Source organism: Faecalibacillus sp., from assembly GCF_047023275.1.
Lineage (GTDB): Bacteria > Bacillota_I > Bacilli_A > Erysipelotrichales > Coprobacillaceae > Faecalibacillus.
The window spans coordinates 1-21,020 of record NZ_JBKYAR010000024.1 but is presented as its reverse complement, the minus strand read 5'-3'; the positions used below and the strand labels follow the sequence as shown (position 1 = coordinate 21,020).

The window sequence follows — 21,020 nt, the reverse complement described above, 5'->3', positions numbered from 1 at the left end:
TGTTAAACCGCAAACTGAATACATCTAAAAACAAAATAAAACTGCAAAATAAAATAATAAACAGATGGAACATTATGCCGTTATAAAACGCAAAATCTCCACCTGTTTTTTATTTTGTATTTATAGTACTATTTAATTATGAAAATTACGAAAGGAAAAAGAAAAGAAACAGCCCGTTAAAGTATCCTACCCCTCTAACACTGTTCCTTTTCAATCGTCAGTTGATACTGATGATACATGAATTATGATACAAGATTTTTCACTGATTATCAAGCATGCCTTTACTTCACAAAATTACAGTTTTTTCAATCAGCCTGTTTCTGATCAAATTGAAAAGATTGAATCCTACTGTCTTAATTACGTCAATCTTTCTTCAGTTCATACCCACAATGACTTGTCATGTAAATCATCCAATCTTGTCTATTTTAAAAGCTATAGCCGTCATTATATTTATTTTCGTAATACTGTTCATGACGATATGATTACGATACCTGTTTTATATTGTAAAAATGATGGGCATTTTCATGCTGTTCTTCCCAATTCTGTTTTCATACCACATTCATCATTCTCTTTATTTTTTATTCTTAAAGTCCTTTCCACAAAATTTTTTACTTCTTTTACTGTTGAGAAAATATGCGATATTTTTCAGATATCCATTTCCACACTCTACAGGTGGATTTTCAAATACAACTGTTATCTTAGAATTTTTACTTCCTTAAAAAACAGATACCACATGCATTTTTTTATTCATCTGATATATGATTTTCATGATATCATACATGATCTCTTTGATATCGGTCTTCATACTCTTTTTCAATATGACCGCAAATTATTCAATCACGGTCCCTGATCTTTTTATTGTTTTCTTCAAATAAATAAGTTGGCAATGTTTCCTGTATTTTTCTCATACTATACTCAATATTGAGGAGGAAAATATATGAACGGACAAAATACAGACAGTTATGAATTCAGAAAACTTATTGGTCAGATAAAGTTTTCATTCATTGCACCTGTTGTATCACGAACTTTTACTGATGATTCGATAAGTGCCTATTTTAAACGCGTTTCAAAACGTGAAATCGACTGGCCTGATGGTACAAAAAGAAAGTTTTCTGATCAGACGATGAAATGGTGGCTCTATAAATACAGAAAAAATGGTTTTGATGGGCTGATGCCCAAAGATCGACTGGATCTTGGCAGAGTAAGAAAGCTGGATGAAGAACATAAAGAATATATTGCCAGTCTCATTAATCAGTACCCTAAAATCACAGGAGTCATGATCTATGAAAAAATGATTGAAGATGGTGTTTTAAACAAGGGTGACTGTTCCGTAGATACGATACAACGTTATATCAGAAACAGTGGCCTGAGAAATGGAAATGGTGAAACATTGACCAGAGAAAGAAGAACGTGGGAATTTGCCCATTCATGTGATGGCTATGAGGCAGATACCTGCCATACGTTCTATATTTATGATGAAGAAAATATTTACAGGAAAACATATCTGATTGCCATCATCGACAATCATTCTCGAATGATCGTTGGTGCTGAATTCTTTTTCAATGATAATGCCATCAATTTTCAAAAAGTATGGCATGATGCCGTTTTAAGATATGGGAGAAGTAAGGTCATTATTCTTGATAACGGCAGCAGCTATAAAAATAAAAGTACAAAGGAAATAGAAGCCAGACTTGGGACCAAGATTATTTATAATCCTCCATATTCGCCAACTGGAAAGGCTTTGATTGAAAGGTTCTTTCATACAATGAAGATGCGATTTATGGATGTACATAACGGAAGTGACTACCATTCTCTTGGTCAGCTGAACAATGATCTGAATAAATGGATCAATGAATATAACAGAACGATCCATTCATCATTGAAGGAAGATGAAAATGACAATCATACGCCTCTTGAACGTTATATGTATGATATGAAGGATATTGAGGTATCAAGACTGGCAAACAAATCACCTGTTGATTATGTACCATGGCTTGATGATGTATTTCTTCATGAAACAACCAGAAAGGTCAATGGCGATTCAACCGTATTGGTGGATAATCAGCTTTTTGATGTTCCATCTGTCTATATAGGAATGAGAGTCATTATTCGTTATAATCCAAGAACCTTTGAGGGAACTTATCTTTATGACATAGCCCAAAAGAAAAAAGTTCCTTTAAAAAGAACGGATCGAATTGAAAATGGAAAAACAAGAAGAGAGGAGATCATTTACTGATGGAAATGACAACTTATTATGGGATGGATAAAAATCCATTTACTAAAGATGCAACTGTTTCAACACTTTTTACATCCAACGATTTTAATCAAATGACTAACAGACTTGAATTTATTATCAGATCAAGAGGGATTGGTGTATTTTTAAGCAGTCCAGGGATGGGCAAGACAACATGCCTCAGAAAAACACTGGAAGCACTCAATCCAAATCGCTATGTTGTCATCTATATATGTATGACTACTATTACAGCTATTGATTTTTACCGCATGCTCAATGATGCACTTGGTCTAGAAGAAACAACAAAAAAGTCACAGATGTTCAATCAGATTCAGGATGAACTCAAAAGACTGACATCAGAAAATAAAATGGAAGTCATTATTGCGATTGATGAAGCACAGTTTTTAAGAAAAGAAGTATTGAGGGAATTTATCATGCTTATGAATTTTGATTATGACTCAAAAGATTACTGTACACTTATATTTGTAGGACAGAATGAATTTTTGAGAACGCTGCGTCTGAAAGCACTGGAACCATTCAGACAGCGTATCAATATGAATTATACATTTACAGGTTTCAATGAAGAAGAAGTCAAAAATTATGTTATTTCGAGATTGCAGTCAGTAAACTGCCGAAGTGATCTTTTCAAAGATGAGTGTTATCATACATTATATTCATTGATGAATACATCAGTAAGAACATTGAACCTGCTCATCAATAAAAGTCTTATACTTTCAATGCATTATAACAAGGAAGTAATTGACAGCGAACTTATTATGGAGGCAAGCAAAGAGCTGATGCTTGGATAGATTATGGATTACATATTTAAAAACAAGGATGGAGAAAAAACTGTTGGAGAAATCACATATCTTCATATCACACCGTTTTATGAATTTGAAATCGAAATGAACAATCAAAAATTGAGATGTTATCTGGAGCATCTGTTGTCACAATGGAATATCTGTATTACAGATTATGATATAGATGTGGAACTGGCACATCCAACAGATATATTTTGGAATTCAAATGCAATCTGTGAAAAGATAAAAGATGAGGATATGAGTTTAAAGATTGCCTACGCCATAAAAGCAGTTTATTCAGAAAGAGATTATAGTAGAGATGTACTGTAACAGGTGCATCTTTTTATTATATTCATAATTGAACAGATTGAATAGTGTGCGGTCATTAATACAAAATGATAAATTAATGGTTAATATAATTTGCGGTTGTGTGGTGTGTTAAATCTGCGGTTTAACAGCAAAGTATAACACATTTAATTGATTCTATTGAATCTTTTTCTAAACAAAATTTTAAATTCTCTCAATATTTTCAGCCTCTGAACATCTTAAACAGGATTTCTGACTCTATTTCTGATCATTTGAACAATATTGATTTTATCTATCATCTTGATGAGGCCTCTAAACATATTGACTGGCTCAACAGGTTCTTTGAAGACAATATCAATCCTGTTACAAAAAAAGAAATCTCTCATCTTAAATCTTCTAAAAACAAAGATGTCCAAATCCCCTATGCTGATTTCAAGGTCGATGAACCTCCTCTATTCAAAAATGAACTGGTTGAACAGCTTTCTTTTGAAGACATCATCAACAAAAAGAATATTGGTCCTATCAGGCGAAGAAATCCTGAATCTTTTGCATTTGACGGTGTATGCCCTTATTGTGGTGCTCCTAAAGAATATATTTATGACAATAATAAAGGCAAAGGTCAATATCAATGCAAGGCTTGCAAGAATACTTTTACCGTTAAAACGACTATCAAAGATGAGATTGGTATCTACTGTCCTCACTGCAAACGTAAGCTTGTTTTACATCATGATCGCAATGGCTATTTTGTTTACGTCTGCATGAATCAGGACTGTTCCTATTACAAACATAATAAAGAAGTTTTAGACAGTGATGACAGGGATTCTCTTATTACCTCCAGTAATCAGTATCGTCTTAGATATCACTATCGCGAATTCAAATTTGATATGAAATCTCTTAAAAAGGTATCTCAGTCTTTAAATACAGGATTTAATATTTCCAGAATCCATTTTGATCATAAAGTCCTTGGTCTTATTTTGACGTATTACGTCAATTATGGTCTTGGTGCCAGAAAAACTGCTCTCATCATGAAACAAATTCATGGTGTGCGTATTTCTCACCAGACCGTCATCAACTATGCCAATGGTGTATCATCTCTTGTAAAAGATATGGTTGATCATTATCCTTATAAGATTGGTTCACTTCTTGCAGGGGATGAAACTTACATCAAAGTCAGGGGTAAAAATCAGTATGTTTTCTTTTGGTCAGATCCTCATTCCAAAATTATTACATCCCATACGATTTATCCAACTCGTGATACTGAATGTGCCTGTAGATCCATCTATGACTGTTTGAAACATTACAATGGTAATATTCCTGAAAACCTTACTCTTATTACAGATGGCAACCCCATCTATAATGCCACTCAGGTCTTTTTTGATATCAATGATATCAAGTTTGATCTTCATCAAGTCATCGGTGTTAAAAATAAAGATGAGACATCTAAAAAATATAGACCTTTCAAGCAGATTGAAGAAAGGCTCAATCGTACATATAAGCAGAATTATTATGGAACTAATGGTTATGACAAAATCGAAGGTGCCAACAGCTACATGATTCTTTTTGTATGCTTTTTTAACTTTCTAAGACCACATTCATCATTAGGATTTAAAACACCCGTCACAGGATTATTTGATAATGATATGCTTATGCCTGATCAATGGCTTAAACTTATTGAAATATCACATCATTATCATCCGACAAATACAGCCAACTGATCATTTCTCTAAGATATGTTCCTAGAGACGATACCCTCATTGCGCCTTTTTCAGGCTTTTTTTATTGTCTTTTATAATCCGTTGGTTTAGAAAATTCCGAAATATTCAGTTTTATAACTTTTTGGATGATTTCACATCGTTCATTGAGTCCTGAAACCTATGATTTTATATAGTTTTCATAAACTTTAGACTCTACCGCTTACGTCAATTAACTAATAAATTGTGTAAGTCTTTTTTATCATACCATATATAGACATGGTAAGTCATTAAATATCGTAATAATATTTTTAAGTTCTAACTAATTTTAAAAAAAGATTGTTTCTATTGGATAGAAAACAATCTTTAAGATATTTTATTGTTTTGATAATGTTTCAATAAATTCATTTAAACGATTAAGCCATTGATCGTGTTTATTGATTTTAATCGTAATTTTATTATCTAAAGACTTAAACGCTGGTTTGGTAAATAGTCTATTAGCAAGCAAGAACAATTTATCACCAGAAATTGTTTCAAAAGCATTAGGTGAAAAAATAATTTCTAGTTGTTTACCAGAATCTTTAATATCTTCAATAATAGAATAATGGGAAAGAATTTCAAGTTTTCTTTTTTCAATTAATGTTAAAATAGCTTCTGGTAAATTTCCATAATAATCATCAAATTCAGCTTTTAAACTATTAAGTTCACTCATTGTTTTTGCTTTATCTAATCTTTGATACAATTCAAGTTTTTCATAATCACTTTCTACATAATCATCAGGAATATAACCATCTACACTCACATTTAAGTTTTTAACCTCTTCTTCAGGCTTTTCATCTTTATGCATTCTTACATTGATGGCATCTTGTAGGATTTTCATATACATTTCAAAACCAATATCATCAATAAATCCAGCTTGTTTACCACCAAGAATATCTCCCGAACCACGAATTGATAAATCTCGCATGGCTATTTTATAACCACTACCAAGTTCAGTAAATTCTTTAATCGCTTTTAAACGCTTTAATGCATCATCTTGAATAGACTTATCTTTTTTATAAAGAAGATAAGCATAAGCGCCTCTTTCACTACGACCTACACGTCCTCTAATTTGATAAAGTTGAGCTAATCCAAATTTATCAGCATCTTCAACAATCATTGTATTGGCATTAGGAATATCAATTCCTGTTTCAATAATTGTTGTACAAATAAGAACATTAAATTCTTTATTCATAAAACGAAGCATAACATCTTCTAGTTCATTTTTATCCATTTGTCCATGACCTATAGCTACTTTTGCATTAGGAACAGTAGAAGAAATTTTATAAGCTACATTAGCAATTTGATCTGTTCGGTTATAAAGATAGAAAACTTGTCCATCTCTTGCAAGTTCTCTTTCAATAACTTGCTTAATTAAAGTATTATTTTTTTCAACAACATACGTTTGTACAGGCAATCTATTTTTAGGTGGTGTATCGATTTTCGATAATCCTCGAATTCCCATTAAAGACATTTGTAAAGTACGAGGAATTGGTGTGGCTGAAAGAGAAAGAACATCGATCGTTTCACGGTATTCTTTGATTTTTTCTTTTTGTTTAACACCAAAACGTTGTTCTTCATCGATAACAAGTAAACCTAAATCATTAAACTCGACATCTTTTGATAAAATACGATGTGTTCCTATTAATAAATCAATTTTACCTTCTTTAACTTCTTTTAAAATACGTTTCTTTTCTTTAGAAGAAGTAAATCGATTTAATAAAGCAATTTCTACAGGGAAATTTTTAAAACGTTCTGTTGCTGTTTTAAAATGTTGCATTGATAAAATCGTCGTTGGACAAAGAAAAGCTACTTGTTTATGATCTAAAATTGCTTTAAAAGCACCACGTAAGGCCACTTCAGTTTTACCAAAACCAACATCTCCACATAAAAGACGATCCATTGGTTGAGGTTTTTCCATATCCAATTTAATTTCATCAACACTTCTTTGTTGATCAGCAGTTAAAGCATAACCAAATTGATTTTCAAAATCGATTTGTAATTCATTATCTTTAGAAAAAGCAAAACCTGGTGAAGACATTCTTTTAGCATACAATTCTATTAATTGATCAGCAATATCATCAATTTTATTTTTAGCCTTTTGTTTAGCCTTTGTCCATTTACTACTTCCAAGAGCATGAATCATTGGTACTTTACCATCAGCACTTGCATATTTACGTATCATTTTAAATTGTTCAACTGGAATATAAAGCGTATCATCTCCAGCATAAGCCACATATAAATAATCTTTATGATATCCTTTAACATCAAGTGTTTTAATTCCTAAATATTGCCCTATTCCATAGCTATCATGAACAACATAATCACCAACATTTAATTCTTGGAAGTTACGTAATATTTTAGCATCTTTAAATCTAAAATATTTTGTTTTAGAAACATTGACTTCTCCAAATAATTCATGGGCTGTTAAAATAACTACTTTTTCTTCAATAAGTTCTAATCCTGATGCAAGTTTCCCTACATAAAGATTAATACCTGGATAAATTACTTCATCAATTCCTACAAGTGTATATTTCATTTCATGACGATCAAAAAGTTCAACCATCAATTGAAGTTGATGTTTATTTTCTAAAGAAATTAAAATTTGACTATTCTTTAAATAATCATTGATTTGTTGAATGACGCGTTTTTCATCATCTCGATTAAACATCACATCGTGGCTTAAAAAGACAATATCATCTTTATTTGTTGCAAAGGTATTAATAGCTTGATAGTTATCTTTAATAATGCTATCAAAGTCTTGATAAAGTTGATTATCTTTTAAAAAGCGACCACTTTGGCTTAATTCTTGATAATAATAGAAGTTTTCTGAAATATAGTTTTTGATTTGAAAATGAATATCTTCTTCTTGACATAAAATAGTAACTGGATCATCTAAGTAATCTTTAATACTCGTCACATTTTTAAAGAGATGATAATACGCATATTGACTACTATCTGTAGCATGTGCTTTTAAGTTTTCAATATCGATCATGATTTTTTCTTCAAAATCATCTTTAAATAAATCATCCATCTTTTGATATTGTTCTTCAAAAGAATCTTTGATTTGTGTAACAACTGAACCTACTTCTTGATCTAAATAAAGAAGATCGGTAGCTGGAATAATTTCAATTTCATCTACTTTTTCAATCGTTCTTTGTGTTTTTTCATCAAAAAATTTAATATAATCAATTTCATCATCAAAGAAATCGATACGAATAGGATGGTCATATTGCATTGAAAAAATATCAACGACTCCCCCACGTTTAGAAAAATAGAAAGGTTGATCAACACGCGTTGTATGCATATAACCTGCTTGCACTAAAAATCTTTGTAAATCATAAACATCAATATGATCTCCTACTTTTAAAGTCATACAGTTTTTCTTAAAAACATCAACAGTTGGAACATATCGCATCACACTATGACCATGACTAATCAAAAGATGTGGACCAGGTCGTGTAAGTTGATACATCGTTCCTAATCTTTGTCCTAATAATTCTCCTGAAGCAGCTAAACTTTCAATACGATAAGATTCATCTACAGGAAAATAAAGAGCTTCATCAATCATTTGAGAAACTTGTTTATAAAGAAGATTAGCTTCATATTGGTTTGATTTAACAATCAGCATATCTTTTTTTAAAGTCAAAAATGCGCTAGCAATAAGTAGCGCTTCGCTGTTAGAAGAATTAACAACGATATTTTGTTTATTTAATAAAGCATTGAATGCTTTATTATCTTTTAATAAATGTAATATTTTTTTCATATGTGCCTCTAATTAAAACGATTCATTGCATGATTAAATCCATGATCCAAATAATCTATGACTGCATCACTGGCATTTTCAATCCCTTGATTGATAGCATCTTGTTCATCTTTTGTAAAACGTGATAAAACATAATCAACAACTTTTATATATTTACTACGATCAATACCTACACGAATACGATTAAAATTTTGACTTCCAGTATGCAAGATAATATTTTTAATACCATTATGACCACCAGCACTACCACTTTGTCTTAAACGAAGCTTCCCTACTGGCATATCTAAATCATCATAAATAACTAAGATATCTTCTTGATTGATTTTAAAGAAATCCATAACTTGTCTAACAGATTCTCCAGATAAATTCATATAAGTTTGTGGTTTTAATAAAATCACATCTTCACCTTTATATTTACTTTTTCCATAAAGCCCTTTAAATTTACTTTGTGTCATTTCAATATTTAATTTTTCACTTAAACGATCTAATACCATAAATCCTGTATTATGTCTTGTATTTTCATATTCTTTTCCAGGATTACCTAAACCAATAATTAATTTCATTTTTTACCTCTTTAATCCAAATATTTTCATCGAAATAGGAGCTAAATATGTGCGTGATTCATGATCATTATAAATCACTTCATATTCATCCATATCATTTATTTCAAAATCATAATACGAAGGATTAAAATATGCAACAATCTCTTGATATTTTCCTTTATTTTGTTTCACACAATATCTTAAAATACGATAATCAAAATGATTTGTACTTACATATTCATTTACTTCTTGAATTGTTTCATACTTAAATCCACCATTTTCTTTTCTAAGTTGAATCATTTGTTTAAGAGTTTCAATATCCTCTTGATTTTCATCAACTAAAGACCAATTGACTGCATTAATATGATCTAATGTATTATACGTATTTCCAAGTCCATCTTTACTACGATAGAACTCTTGACCACAATGAATAAAAGGAATTCCTTGTGATAAAATAAGCGCAACATTCAACATCAATTGTCTTTTCTTACGAGTTTCAAGTGGTTCATCCCCATTACTGATTGCAAATTTATCAAATGTTGTCGCATTATCATGACATTCAACATAATTAATACTTTGATCAACATAGCTGTAGCGATTTGTATTTTTCATACATTCACCACCAATTTCACAATTATACATATTTCCAGCAAAATAACCTTTATCCTTTAAAGCAGAATCTCCACTACCACCCTTTAAAGTTTCACGATAATAATCATTAAAGAAGCCAATATTTAACATCTTACGATGATTATCTTGCATTCCTTTTTCATGATCATCCATAGCTGTAGGCATATTCCATCCTTCACCATACATAATAAAACTATCATCTATTTTTGAAGCTTGATCATAAACTTGATTTAAGGTTTCAATATCAATAATACCCATTAAATCAAATCTAAAACCATCTACTCCATAAAGTTTTTGCCAACGCAAACACATATCTTTAATATATCGTCTTACCATTTGATGTCTTGATTCTAAATCATTTCCACACCAAGAACCATTAGACATTTCTCCATATTGATTCTTTCTAAAATAATACCCCGGTACTGTTCTTTCAAACGCACTTGTATAATAATCATACATATGATTATAAACAACATCCATCACCACTCTTAAACCTTTTTGATGAAGTGTTGAAACCATATGGCGACATTCTTTAACACGCGAATAACCATCTTGAGGATCTAAAGCATAGCTTCCTTCAGGAACGTTGTATTGAATTGGATCATAACCCCAGTTATACATCACTGTAGGATGAAGTTCATCTACTGTCGCAAAATCATACATTGGCATGATTTGAACATGAGTGACACCTAAATCAACAAGATAATCGAACCCTGCTTTATTACCTTGTGGTGTAACTAAACCACTTTCTACTAAAGACATAAAAGTCCCTGGATGTGTTGCATTAATTGTTTTAGACATAGTAAAATCACGAACACTTAATTCATAAATGATCGCTTCTGTTTTTCTTTTCATATGTGGTAAGTTTTCTAAATAAAGTGGTTCATTGATTTTATCAACATCAATAACAATATTACTATTACTATTCGCATTAGAAGCATAAGCATAAGGATCTAATGTTTCATGAAAACTTTTATGATGACGAATCAAATAATTATATTCTTGATTATCTAAATCTCCTTGGACCGTTACTTCAAAAACACCTTTTTCTTTTCTTTCCATTTGATAAGCTTCATTTCCTACTTTAACCATGACTTCTAAAGCTGTAGGCGCCCACACTTTGAAAGTAGTCTTTTCTTTTTGATAAAGAGGTCCTAATCTTCCATCATAATAAAATAATTCATCAAAATTATCCAATTCAGAAAGTCTTACATATTGTAAAATAGCACTTAAACCATAATTATCTACCATTTCATAATGATGTGTTAAATCAATATGAACATTTTTAAAATAATATTTAACACAAATATCATCTTCACATGTTTCAGCAACAGGAATTTCTACAAGTGTTTCTTTATTTAAATCTCTCAAATAAAATTTTGGAGAAATTCCCCCATAATATTTTTTTGAAAGTCTTACTTCTATTTTATTTAGCTCTATTAAATTGGCGAGCATACGTATTTTGCCTTTTTCCATTTTTAATCACCTAATCGTATTATACGCAAAATATATATTTTATTCAAACATCTTCTTTTTTGCTTTGATGTTCAAATTTTATGATATAATACCCTCGGTGATATAAATGAAAGTTGGTTTAGTATTAGAAGGTGGCGCTATGCGTGGTTTATACACAGCAGGAGTCATTGATACATTTTTAAAAGAAAAGATTGATGTTGATACAATTATTGGTGTTTCAGCAGGAGCTTTATTTGGAATGAATTATAAATCAAAACAAATAGGACGTGTTTTAAGATATAATAAAGCTTACGCTGGAAATAAAGATTATATGGGTATTTATTCTTTTTTAAAAACAGGAAACGTCATGAATGAAGAATTTTGTTTTGAAAAATTGATTGATGATTTAGATCCAATTGATTATCAAAGTTATCAAGAATCTCCTGTTGATTTTTATGCTGTTGTGACAAATTTACAAACAGGAAAAGCAGAATATAAGTTATTGGATACTTTAGATAATTATGATCAAGTTGAATATTTAAGAGCATCAGGTTCAATGCCTTTTGTATCTCATATCATCCAAGTCAATGGTCATGAATATTTAGATGGTGGCTGTAGTGATAGTATTCCTATTAAAAAAATGTTAGAGATGGATGTTGATAAAATCATTGTCGTTTTAACAAGACCTTTAGATTATTGTAAAAAGCCATCCAATAAACATCTTAATAAACTCTTTTATCATCAATATCCTCATTTTGTAGAAACCTTAAATAATCGTTATTTAAATTATAATGCGTCTTTAGATTTAATTACAAAATTAGAAAAAGAAAAGAAGATTTTTGTTTTAAGACCTAGTCAACTCATCCCTATTGGACGACTTGAAAAAGACAAAGAAGTCATTCAACAAATGTATGACCTAGGTGTAAGTGATTGTTATAATCAATTAGAAAACTTAAAAAAATACTTAAGAGGCTAAATTAGCCTCTTATTAATTGGTATTTAATTAAAAGTTCTTTAATTTCATCTGGTGAAACACAACCATTTTCACCTAAATGAATCGCGGGTTTCGTTTTACCATGGAAATCACTTCCACAAGTAAATAATAAATTAAGCTCTTTAGCTTTTTGATAAAAATAATCATTAGTTTCAAGACTATGATAGCTTGAAAAACATTCAACTCCTTGAAGTCCTTTTTCTACCATTTCATCAAAAATGTCAAACTTTCCTTTTAAATTATTTCCCGGATGCGCTAATACAGCTACTCCCCCATGATCATTAATTAATTGAATTGTTTTTTCTAATGAAGGAAAAATAACTTCTGTATAACAAGGTTTCCCTTGAGCATAATAATCCCAATAGAAATTAACATAGGGATTATCACTACGACTTCCGCCGCTTCGATAAGGTTTTAAAAGTTCATGATCTACATATCTTTCATCCTTTAACAAAGCTTCACCAAACATTTCTCCAGTATAAACCCCATTACTACTTACGGCATCTAATTGTTCTTTTTTTAAATCAAAGCCTAATTGATTGGTAAGTTCTAATTTTTTTAAACTACAATTGAGTTCTTGTTTTAAAATATCTTCTCCCAATTGATTAAATGCTGGGTTTGTATAATCGATTCCATAACCTAAAACATGTAAATTGATTCCTTTGTAAGTACAATCAATTTCAATAGCAGGAATATATTTTATCTTTAATTCTTCTGCTTTCTTTTTGGCTTCATCAATGGCTTTAACCCAATTATGATCAGCAATCGCCATAATTTTTACCCCTGCTTCATGACACATTTCTACAAGTCGAGTAGGTGTAAATTCTCCGTCATCGCTGTATAAACTATGCATATGTAAATCAATATAACTTTTATTCATTATTCATCTCTCCTATCATTTGATTCTTTCCTATTTGAAAAAGTCCTTCTTTAATCAATGTATATAGTTGATTAATTTTAATTATTTGAGGTTGATGTTTTAAAGGAATCGTTGGTAAAGATATTTGTATGTCTTTTAAAACATCACTACAAATACCAATAGCTTCTGGATTTAAGACACAACATAAAGTAGCAATCTGTTTTTCTAATAATTCTTGAGGATCATCTTTTAATAAACGCTTTTGTTGTAAATGATCATAAAAAGGTAAACATCGAAGTTCTCCCGCAAAATGACTAAAACCATTATAAAGTTTTCCTTGAATGATCATGCCACAGCCTACATAATCAACCGCAGGTTGATAAATCAAAGCACTATTTTGATAGTGTGGATATTGATAATAAAAACCAATGCTGGCACAATTGACATCATTTTCAATGATTATTTTTTGTTTGATTTCTTTTTTTAAAATTTCTAATATGTTTTTATTTTGAAAATCTTCAAAATCACACAAATCAATCATTCCTTGATCACAAACCCCTGGCAGTGATAAACAAATGACAGCAATTTCTTGATCTTTCTTTAATACATCTTTTAACATCTTTAAAAACTCATCAACTGTTCCTTTTAAAGAAGAATAATTTTTTTGATAAACAATTTGATCATATAAATCTATAATTTCAAAAATAAATTCATAACTCTCCTTATTCTTCTTTAAAACTATTTTTAATAGATGCTTATAATCCTTATATAACTGATATTCTTTAGACTTTCTCCCACCCGTTGACTTAGAATCACTTACATATTCAATTTCATGACTTTTCAACATTTCTTGTAAAATATTAGTAGTTGTCGCCAATGAAAGACTTGTTTTATACGCTAAGTCATTTTTTGTCCAAATTTGTCCATCATAAAGACATTCTCTTATTTTTATTTCGTTTTCTTGTTTTAAATCATTTACTTTTGACACTCTATCGCCTAACTTTCATCAACTCTTGTCGAAAGTTATTATAACATATCATTTTATTAAAAGGAATAATTTATAAAGAGTCTATCATTATAAATTATTCCTTAATATTAGAATATTTCTCTCCTATTTTAAATAAGGAACAATAGCATCTATAAATTTCTTACTCCATTTTGCATGAAATTTAGCTATTTGCAACCAATCATTTTCATTATAAATACTTACATTTTCCAATCTATACGAAATTATTGATCTTTTTACGTCATCTCCTCTATCCCACTCTAAATTAACACCAAAATTTGATTCTATTTCTAATTTATGTAACATAACATTATCAAATGCAATTTTATTTTCATTAGCATTAGTCTTTCCAAAATATACATCTACTCTTGCAAAGTCATAATTAGCAATACAACATATAGCAAAACCACCTATACCAAAAGTACCATTTATCCAATTTTCCTTTGAAGTATTTACATTATCAAAAGATTTATTATCAAAATTTTCTTCTTTTATAAATTTTAAAGCATACTCCCAATATCTTCGACGTATTTCAAATCTCGTTCCTTTTTCATCTTCTTTACCATTAGAATCTCGCAAATAAAAAACTAAATCAGTTGGATCCATACCATATAACTTATACAATCTATTTAGAACAGATAATTTACTTTGTGTATTTGTATTAGTTTGCACATAAACATTATCCCCTATTTCATCACATTTTTTAAAAATCCTTTTATTAGTTGAAAAATGAATAGATAATTCATCATCTGTTGATAATGCAATCTTGGTAATAATCGTTTTATCCTCTAAATATAAAGCTCTTAAAACTTTCGTATACATTTCAACCCAACTTACAACCGGTTGTTCAGTTCCTTTATATACAAATTTAGCAATCTGTCTACCACTTAAAAAAGATGCTTCATCGTCTAATGTATAAGAATCCAATTGTTTTTCTTGCGGCTTATAATTTGTTGATGGAAATACCCAAATATCTAGCGCTCTTTTCAACAAATAATCATTCCTATCTCGTAATTCAGCTAATGTCCATTTATCCTTTTTAGAAACATATGTATTTAGACGAATCCCACTATCTTCAAATCCATTCTTCATTGTCTTTTTTTCTACAAACGTACTATTGCTGTACTTTGAATTATATGCTGTTAACGTTAAATTAGCTATTCTATGAAGCCAAGTATCATGAATTTCCTCATAGCTATCACCTAATTCTTTAATCCAAGCAGGTGTAAGATGTTGTGGCATAATATGTTCAATAGAATATTCTCCTTCATCATAATGTCTATATATGTCTTTATCTTCTAATGTTCCAAAATTTTCTAATCTTTCTAAAATATAAATTTTATTTTTACTATTCATTTGATAAATCGGTTTTTCTGTGAACATTAAAGAAAAGTCATCATCATTTGGAAATCTAGCTCTATCTTTTTTTGATAATAAAGCAAATTTTAGTTTTTCTATGTAATTACTATCCGTACCATCATATCTCATAATTTCTCTATTAAGTAAAAGAAATATTTTATTTAATGCGTTTGTAGGCAAATCACATATTGTTCTTCTAAATAAATAACTTTCTGTTATAGAAAATGCTTCTGCGACTTCATTCAAATTTATTTGATTTTCATCATAAAGCCTTAATACTTCTAGAAAAAACGGTCTCGTTACAGTAGTTTCCAAACGATTTAGTCTATTAATACAAGAATTTAGTTCTTTACTACTTGTTTTCCCACATAACAAAATATTATATCTTTTTGCATAACTAAGTAAATCTTCTAATATTTCAATAATTTTTAAAGAAGAATCCTCAACATATTTTTTGAAATTTATATAAACTTTTTTTTGCGAGGGTATAACAAGTTGTTTAACACTAAGATAATCTCTAATAAAAGAACTAACATCATATTTAGTACATTTTTCTATACAATTCCAATATTTTTCATAATACTCATCTTGCTTTTGCTTTGGAAGACCCATTAATATATAATTTCTAATTTTATCTCCTTCACTTAAGTCAAGCCCTGTGGAGTTTAAGCTTTCAAATATCAACTGTGGATTATCTTCATTATTTAATGTAATATTAATAATTTCTAAGCGACAAATTGCATCAAAAAGTTCATCAATCGTAATCTCTTGTTTTTGAATTCTTTCGTAAAAGTAACTATAATTTATCGTTAAATTTGAATCTTTAATATAATCATCTTTACTATTAAAAAGCTTACTAAATGCTTTTTGATCATTTTTAATAGGCTTTAGTTTCATTCTTTTTTCTTGAGGTTGATACTTATCTACCAGAAAATCTTCATATATCTGATCTTTTAAAGACTCATCCTCAGAAATTATTATTTTTTCTTCAAGAAGGTTATACATAGCCAAAAAAAGCAGTGACATTGTTGTTAAACGCTGCTGCCCATCGATAATAAGAAATTCTGTATTTCTTCCCGATGGTTCATATACTGAAACTATACTTCCAAAAAAATGTGTTTTACTATTATTTTTTATTACTTGAATAAGATCATCATAGAGCTGCTTGCAATTTTCAATTTTCCAATCGTAATTACGTTGATATACTGGAATAATAAATCTTTTTTTAGATCCTTCCATGTATTCTATTAATCTTAATTCTGATCCTTTCATAAATAACACCTTCCTCATTAATTACAAAATATTTATTATATATGTATATATTTTATCATTTAAATTTAATTTTTGAAATAACGCATGTAATGTAACTCTTTATAACTTATAACAAAAAAATGAACTAAATAAGTGATTAGTTTAACCTATTTGGTTCATTTAATTAATTTTTAATTATTTTCTACCATAATAAATATCTCGATCAACTGCTTTATTCATTGAAGCAACAACTGTTGTACATACGGCATCTCCAGTAATATTAACAGCTGTTCTTGTCATATCTAAGATACGGTCAATTCCCATAATTAAAGCAATTCCTTCTACTGGTAAACCAACGGAATTAAAGACCATGGTAAGTGTAATTAATCCAACACTTGGTACCCCTGCTGTTCCTATTGAAGCAAGCGTTGCTGTTCCAATAACTGTAGCATAATCCATCATAGATAGATGAATTCCAAAGGCTTGAGCTGTAAAGACAACCGCAACACCTTGCATGATGGATGTTCCATCCATATTGATTGTTGCACCTAATGGAATTGTAAAGGATGATATCTTTTTAGAAACACCCATTTTTTCAGCTAAAGTATCAATATTCATTGGAATTGTTGCATTGGATGTTGATGTTGAAAAGGCAAAAGCCATTACTGGGAAAAAGTTTTTAATAAAGATAATTGGATTTAATCCTGAAAAAATCTTTAACATTGACATATAAACACCAAAACATTGAACACCTAAAGCAAGTAATACACAGAACATATATTTTAATAATGGAATAAAAACATCAAAACCTATTTCTGCAAATGTTTTAGAAATCAAACAGAAAACACCTATTGGTGCTAACTTCATAACAGCCATTGTCATTTCCATCATAATATCATTAAATTGACTAAAGAAGTTTTTAACAATATCTACACGATCTGACATATTTGCAAGAATAACACCTAAAATAAGCGCAAACAAGATAATTTGTAACATTGTTCCATTTGCAAGTGATTCAAAAATATTTGTTGGAATAATATTTAACAATGTTTCTGTCACACTTGTTGCTTGTGTTGACTCTGTTACTTTTGAAGTGATTTTAATTGCTGACATATCTAAACCAATACCTGGATTAATAACATTAGCGATACATAAAGCAACAACAACGGCAAGTGCTGTCGTACATAGATAAAAAAACATTGTTTTCAGTCCTACAGCTCCTAATTTTTTAGTATCTCCTACTGCCATACTTCCACAAACAATTGAACAAAAGACAAGTGGTACAACTAACATACGCATTAAACGTATAAATCCTTGTCCTACAACATAAAATAAACCACTAACAATAAAATCATCAACGATTTTATTACTAGGAATACAATAATTAATAATAATTCCTGTAATCGCACCAGCAATAAGTGCTATAAAGATCAAAGTTGTTAAACCTAACTTCTTTTTATTTTTCATTATATAGACCCCTTTCTTTAAAATATTCTTTTAAAGATTCTTTCCATGAAGGAAAAGTATAAACTGGTGTCATTGACATAATAAAATTATCTAAGACACAATAAGCTGGTCTAACTTTAGAAAAATCAGATAAATGAGTAGGTACTGCCTTCATTTGAGCTTCTTTTCCTGTAAGTTTTAAAATCTCATGAGCGAATTCATATCGACTACATACCCCTTTATTTGTTGCATGATATGTTCCATATTCATTTGTATCAATTAAATGTAAAATAAAACGTGCAAGTTCTTTAGCACTTGTAGGTGATCCAAATTGATCAGAGGCAATTGCTAGAGTTTCACCTTTATTTACTTTTTCTAATAAATCATTAATAAAATTATTTCCCAAACCATAGACCCATGTACTTCTAATAATAAAATGCTTATAAGTAAATTCTTTAACATATTGTTCCCCAGCTAATTTAGATTTACCATAAGCTGTTTGTGGTCTTGTTTCATCAAACTCATTATAAGGTTGATCACTTTTCCCATCAAAAACATCATCTGTAGAAATATGAACCAATTTAGCTTCTAACTTTCTAGCAATAATAGATAAATTTCTAGCACCTAAAGCATTAACTTTATAAGCTTTAGAAATATCATTTTCACATTCTTCTATATTTGTAAGTCCTGCACAGTTAATAATAATATCCGGTCTATTCATTTCTCCAAAACGTAAAACCTCATCTGTATCTGTAATATCCAAGTCGTCTATGTCAGTATCAAGAACTTTAAATTCAAGCTTATCAATAATTTCATTGATTGCTTGCCCAATTTGTCCTTTGGCACCGCATATCCAAATTTTTTGCATAATTTCATCCTCCTTTAAATCTTGAATATTATATATAGTGATATATTTGATGTCAAATTCAAACCTAGTTCATATTTCGTGGTATAATAAAGTCGAGGTGATTTTTATGAATGATTTATCTAAAATGTATCAAGTTTACGTAAATAAAGAATTACAAGTAAACAAAAATGAAATTTTAAATGTCGCTCGACTTAAGCAAAAAACATTATCTTTCTTACATGATTTAGGAGAAGTTTGTCAGGATTCAAGATGTTTTATCTTTTGGGAAAAAGAAGAAGCTATTCATCACGATGAACTATTAGAACATTATTTAGACGGTTTAAAAATGTTAATGTCTATTGGTTATGAATTAAGAATTGATACTATTAAAAATCATACTGAAATTCCTAATCGTTTATCTTTAGAAGACTTATTTTTAAAAATTTATCAATCTATGTTGAATGTTTCATCAACTTATTCTAGTCAAGATTACCAAAATACAATTGATGACTATTTTTCATTAGGGTTTCAATTAGGTATTGATTTAGATGAAATAATTGATCATATTTAAAACAAAAAAACGATTTGATGTATTATTTCAAATCGTTTTTTTATTATGTTTATTCAAACCTATATTTCTTTAACATAACTGTTAGTAAAACACTTAAAAATGCAAATAATGAATAAGTACCTATAGATGTACTATCTCCTGTTTTTACAGCTGTTGTTTTTTGAGATTTTTTATTATTATTTATTTTATTCGTTACATTATCTTCTGTAGTAGGTGTTACTGTTTCATCTTTTTTAACAGCTTCTTTATTAGCTTCCGCAATACCTGCAATTTGTTTTAATCCCATAGCTTGTAATGAAATACTTTCATAGCCTTCATGTCCTGCTTTGTAACCAGCATTACTAATAACATCTAATAAATTGTCCCCTGCATCATAGGCTGAAAGTAATAATTGAGAATAATATAATAAACATCCTCTTTGAACATGATAATCACTTGTAACGATAGCTAATGATTTTATTGTTGGATATTTTTCTCTTAAAATAGCATATGTAAATTGAGCATTTTGAACTGTAGATTTAGATTTATTTTCAACAATAAGTCTATTTTCATCTAATCCATTTGCAATCATCCATGCTGCCATTTGATCTGCTTCAGTTGCATCTGGATTATTTTTAGCAGTTCCACCACCTGTAACAGCTACATAGGCATTTGGATATTTTTGTGCACTTGCAAGTGCAGTTTGTAATCTTCCTACAAGCTCATCTTTCATTGTTCCATCATCATTTAAAGCAAATCCTAAGACAGTAATGCATAAACTATCATCATTAGGTAAACCATCTGGTAAAACACCAACATTGACATTCATATCACTATTGACATAATCCCAATATTCCATGATTTTTTCCCATTCTTCCCCTTTAGTTGAATTAAGAGCTTTTAATTTTTCAACTAATCTTTGAATATCTGTTTTTGCTGTACTTTGATAAGCACTGTAATAGCTAATCATTTCATTAATAATATCAGTTTCGCTACTTTCACTAGCAAAAACAGGTATTGAAAAAGAAAATGATAAACATAAAGAAACAACAACCGTCATAACAAATTTAAATATTTTTTTCATAATATCTCCTCCTTGGATATATTATACATTATTTGTAACCGCTTACTTTAGATATTTAATTTATCACATAATTTTACAATTTATAAAAAAATGTTGCGATTATCACACAATGTCATTAAGTTAAGACTTTTTTAAGAGAATTTCTATATTTTATAAAATATG

The 21,020-nt window shown here is 29.5% G+C and carries 15 protein-coding genes; 6 read left to right on the top strand and 9 right to left on the bottom strand.

Annotated elements, in window-relative coordinates; translation table 11 throughout:
* The first annotated feature begins 937 nt into the window (after positions 1 to 937).
* From ACLVEP_RS09160 to ACLVEP_RS09145, 4 genes are all read left to right on the top strand, one after another.
* Entirely contained in the window at positions 938 to 2,236 is a 1,299-nt protein-coding gene (locus tag ACLVEP_RS09160) for a DDE-type integrase/transposase/recombinase (protein ID WP_227352333.1), read from the top strand.
* Positions 2,236 to 3,042: an ExeA family protein gene (locus tag ACLVEP_RS09155; protein WP_227352334.1), complete on the top strand. Its 807-nt coding sequence runs from the start codon at positions 2,236 to 2,238 to the stop codon at positions 3,040 to 3,042. Before ACLVEP_RS09160 ends, ACLVEP_RS09155 begins: the two co-directional genes overlap by 1 nt.
* A gap of 3 nt (positions 3,043 to 3,045) precedes the next feature.
* Entirely contained in the window at positions 3,046 to 3,363 is a 318-nt protein-coding gene (locus ACLVEP_RS09150; RefSeq protein WP_227352335.1) for a hypothetical protein, read from the top strand.
* A 248-nt stretch (positions 3,364 to 3,611) separates the two neighbouring features.
* Positions 3,612 to 5,054 carry a DDE-type integrase/transposase/recombinase gene (locus ACLVEP_RS09145; RefSeq protein WP_412584358.1) on the top strand — a complete coding sequence of 481 codons (1,443 nt, stop codon included), beginning with the start codon at positions 3,612 to 3,614 and terminating at the stop codon, positions 5,052 to 5,054.
* A 352-nt stretch (positions 5,055 to 5,406) separates the two neighbouring features.
* Here ACLVEP_RS09145 and mfd read toward each other — a convergent pair whose 3' ends face one another.
* The 3 genes from mfd to pulA are packed head-to-tail and all read right to left on the bottom strand — an operon-like array spanning position 5,407 to position 11,483.
* Positions 5,407 to 8,835 (bottom strand): transcription-repair coupling factor, encoded by a 3,429-nt coding sequence (gene mfd / locus ACLVEP_RS09140; RefSeq protein ID WP_412584356.1) that lies wholly within the window; start codon positions 8,833 to 8,835, stop codon positions 5,407 to 5,409.
* A gap of 8 nt (positions 8,836 to 8,843) precedes the next feature.
* A complete protein-coding gene (pth, locus tag ACLVEP_RS09135) occupies positions 8,844 to 9,398 on the bottom strand; it encodes an aminoacyl-tRNA hydrolase (RefSeq protein WP_412584355.1) in 555 nt (184 codons plus the stop codon).
* 3 nt (positions 9,399 to 9,401) lie between these two features.
* Positions 9,402 to 11,483, bottom strand: a complete 2,082-nt coding sequence (gene pulA, locus ACLVEP_RS09130) for a type I pullulanase (protein WP_412584354.1) — start codon at positions 11,481 to 11,483, stop codon at positions 9,402 to 9,404.
* Between the two features lie 106 nt (positions 11,484 to 11,589).
* Between pulA and ACLVEP_RS09125 the strand changes: the two genes are divergently transcribed.
* The gene (locus ACLVEP_RS09125) at positions 11,590 to 12,438 is read left to right on the top strand and encodes a patatin family protein (protein ID WP_412584353.1); all 849 of its coding nucleotides are present in this window, start codon (positions 11,590 to 11,592) and stop codon (positions 12,436 to 12,438) included.
* Between the two features lies 1 nt (position 12,439).
* On the opposite strand, the gene ACLVEP_RS09120 is transcribed toward ACLVEP_RS09125, so the two are convergent.
* From ACLVEP_RS09120 to rfbD, 5 genes are all read right to left on the bottom strand, one after another.
* Positions 12,440 to 13,336: a PHP domain-containing protein gene (locus tag ACLVEP_RS09120; protein WP_412584351.1), complete on the bottom strand. Its 897-nt coding sequence runs from the start codon at positions 13,334 to 13,336 to the stop codon at positions 12,440 to 12,442.
* Entirely contained in the window at positions 13,329 to 14,303 is a 975-nt protein-coding gene (locus ACLVEP_RS09115) for an ROK family protein (protein ID WP_412584349.1), read from the bottom strand. Before ACLVEP_RS09115 ends, ACLVEP_RS09120 begins: the two co-directional genes overlap by 8 nt.
* A gap of 123 nt (positions 14,304 to 14,426) precedes the next feature.
* Positions 14,427 to 16,952, bottom strand: coding sequence for a DUF4268 domain-containing protein (locus ACLVEP_RS09110; protein WP_412584347.1), 2,526 nt, complete (start codon positions 16,950 to 16,952; stop codon positions 14,427 to 14,429).
* Positions 16,953 to 17,126: 174 nt separating this feature from the next.
* On the bottom strand, positions 17,127 to 18,398 hold the full coding sequence (locus tag ACLVEP_RS09105; RefSeq protein ID WP_412584345.1) for a dicarboxylate/amino acid:cation symporter: 1,272 nt from the start codon (positions 18,396 to 18,398) through the stop codon (positions 17,127 to 17,129).
* On the bottom strand, positions 18,388 to 19,245 hold the full coding sequence (gene rfbD, locus ACLVEP_RS09100; protein WP_412584344.1) for a dTDP-4-dehydrorhamnose reductase: 858 nt from the start codon (positions 19,243 to 19,245) through the stop codon (positions 18,388 to 18,390). The genes ACLVEP_RS09105 and rfbD overlap by 11 nt, the downstream gene beginning before the upstream one ends.
* 106 nt (positions 19,246 to 19,351) lie before the next feature.
* Here rfbD and ACLVEP_RS09095 point away from each other — a divergent pair, with 106 nt between their 5' ends.
* The gene (locus tag ACLVEP_RS09095) at positions 19,352 to 19,795 is read left to right on the top strand and encodes a dUTP diphosphatase (protein WP_412584342.1); all 444 of its coding nucleotides are present in this window, start codon (positions 19,352 to 19,354) and stop codon (positions 19,793 to 19,795) included.
* A 49-nt stretch (positions 19,796 to 19,844) separates the two neighbouring features.
* Here ACLVEP_RS09095 and ACLVEP_RS09090 read toward each other — a convergent pair whose 3' ends face one another.
* Positions 19,845 to 20,858 carry a YdcF family protein gene (locus ACLVEP_RS09090; protein WP_412584341.1) on the bottom strand — a complete coding sequence of 338 codons (1,014 nt, stop codon included), beginning with the start codon at positions 20,856 to 20,858 and terminating at the stop codon, positions 19,845 to 19,847.
* Positions 20,859 to 21,020: the final 162 nt, after the last annotated feature.